2 protein-coding genes are annotated in these 1,378 nt (G+C 48.3%); both read right to left on the minus strand.

Annotated elements, in window-relative coordinates; genetic code table 11:
* Window positions 1-33: 33 nt before the first annotated feature.
* Entirely contained in the window at window positions 34-924 is an 891-nt protein-coding gene (locus C943_RS20905; RefSeq protein ID WP_008632026.1) for an IS3 family transposase, read from the minus strand.
* The gene (locus C943_RS20910) at window positions 921-1,337 is read right to left on the minus strand and encodes a transposase (protein WP_008632028.1); all 417 of its coding nucleotides are present in this window, start codon (window positions 1,335-1,337) and stop codon (window positions 921-923) included. The genes C943_RS20905 and C943_RS20910 overlap by 4 nt, the downstream gene beginning before the upstream one ends.
* Window positions 1,338-1,378 lie beyond the last annotated feature (41 nt).

Raw genomic sequence — 1,378 nt, forward strand, 5'->3', positions numbered from 1 at the left:
TGTGTGTGCCTAAAATAGGTTGACGGTTTTTTGTTAGTTGAATTGAATTTTTAACTGGTTTGGATCGAGCCTTTCAGCCCTTTCCTGGGTATATATTTCCATTTTAGTTCTTTTTTCAATCGGTATTTCCTTTAATAGGTTTTCATATTCCGATGGGGTCGTTTTCCCGATCGCCTGATGCGGCCTTTTGTTATTGTATGTGTTGATTACCTGTGCCACTTTTTGCATTAATTCTCTTTGGCTGGCGATATGAATCCTGTTGAGATATTGGTTCTTTATCGTGTCGTTTACCCGTTCTATGTGGGTGTTTTCATATACTTCGTCACACATGCTGATCCTGATCCCGTAAGCATCCAGTGTATCAGTATAGATATCACTCACATATTGACCGCCTTTGTCAGAATGGTGGATCAACCCGCCCCCGTAATCCGAAATCCCTCTTGTCTCCAGTGCCATCCTGAGAGCGTTGAGGTTGTTCTCGGCCCGCATGTTGTCGGCAAGGCTGTATCCGAGGATCCGCCTTGAGTATGCATCCATGACCATCACAAGGTAATAAAATCTGCCTAGGCAATAGACATAGGTAATGTCGCTCACCCACAGCTGGTTTACACCTGTAAACCAAATGCCACCCAGCAGGTTCCTGTACCGATTGGACTTGACGCTGAACGTCGTCCTGGTGTGTCTCTCGACCGCCTTGAGCCTGAAACCCTCCCTGAGCCCGAGGGCCACAAACGCGTCCCTCCCAATGCCTTCCGGCTCGAGAAGCTCGTACATGGTCCGCAGACCCATGCCCGGATGGATCTCCCGGGTCTGTTCCATCAGCCTGACGTATACAACCTCCTTTTCGAGCTGCCTCACCTGCCGTGCCGCCGATTGGTGGTGGGCCTGCCTCGTCGCGCCGGAAACCAGGTAAACCCACTTCATCTTGAGGGAATGCCCCCTGTGGTTGTGTCTGAACCATTCGACAGTCTGGAACTGAAATTTTTTTTTAGGTCAAACCCCAATTCCTCGCTCCCAAGCTCAAGCAGCCTGTTGAGGTAATCCAGCTCAAGCTGCTTTTGGCCGATGACACGTTCAAGCTCCGCCACTTTTTCTAACAGGCGCTTGGTCTTGTGTGATTCACTTTCCATCTCAACAACCAAGATACTCTTTTTCTCGTGGCTCCCCGAGTACTTGTACAGCCATTTGTAGACCGTCGTTCGGCTTACCCCATACAGATGTTTAAGTTCAGTCACGGTCACTTGCCTATCCACCAGTTCCTGAACCTTAATCTTCTTGAATTCCTCAGAAAAACACCTGTGTCTCCTGATCTCCAATTTTGATGCTCGCTTTTTCATACGGTTGACGTTTTTTTGTCAACCTATATCAGGCATGCACA

Source organism: Mariniradius saccharolyticus AK6, from assembly GCF_000330725.2.
GTDB classification, from domain to species: Bacteria; Bacteroidota; Bacteroidia; order Cytophagales; family Cyclobacteriaceae; genus Mariniradius; species Mariniradius saccharolyticus.

Bases quoted from the DNA above. Each gene is read 5' to 3' on its own strand.
- C943_RS20905 (WP_008632026.1), bottom strand. From the start codon at position 924: ATGAAGTGGGTTTACCTGGTTTCCGGCGCGACGAGGCAGGCCCACCAC.
- C943_RS20910 (WP_008632028.1), bottom strand. From the start codon at position 1,337: ATGAAAAAGCGAGCATCAAAATTGGAGATCAGGAGACACAGGTGTTTT.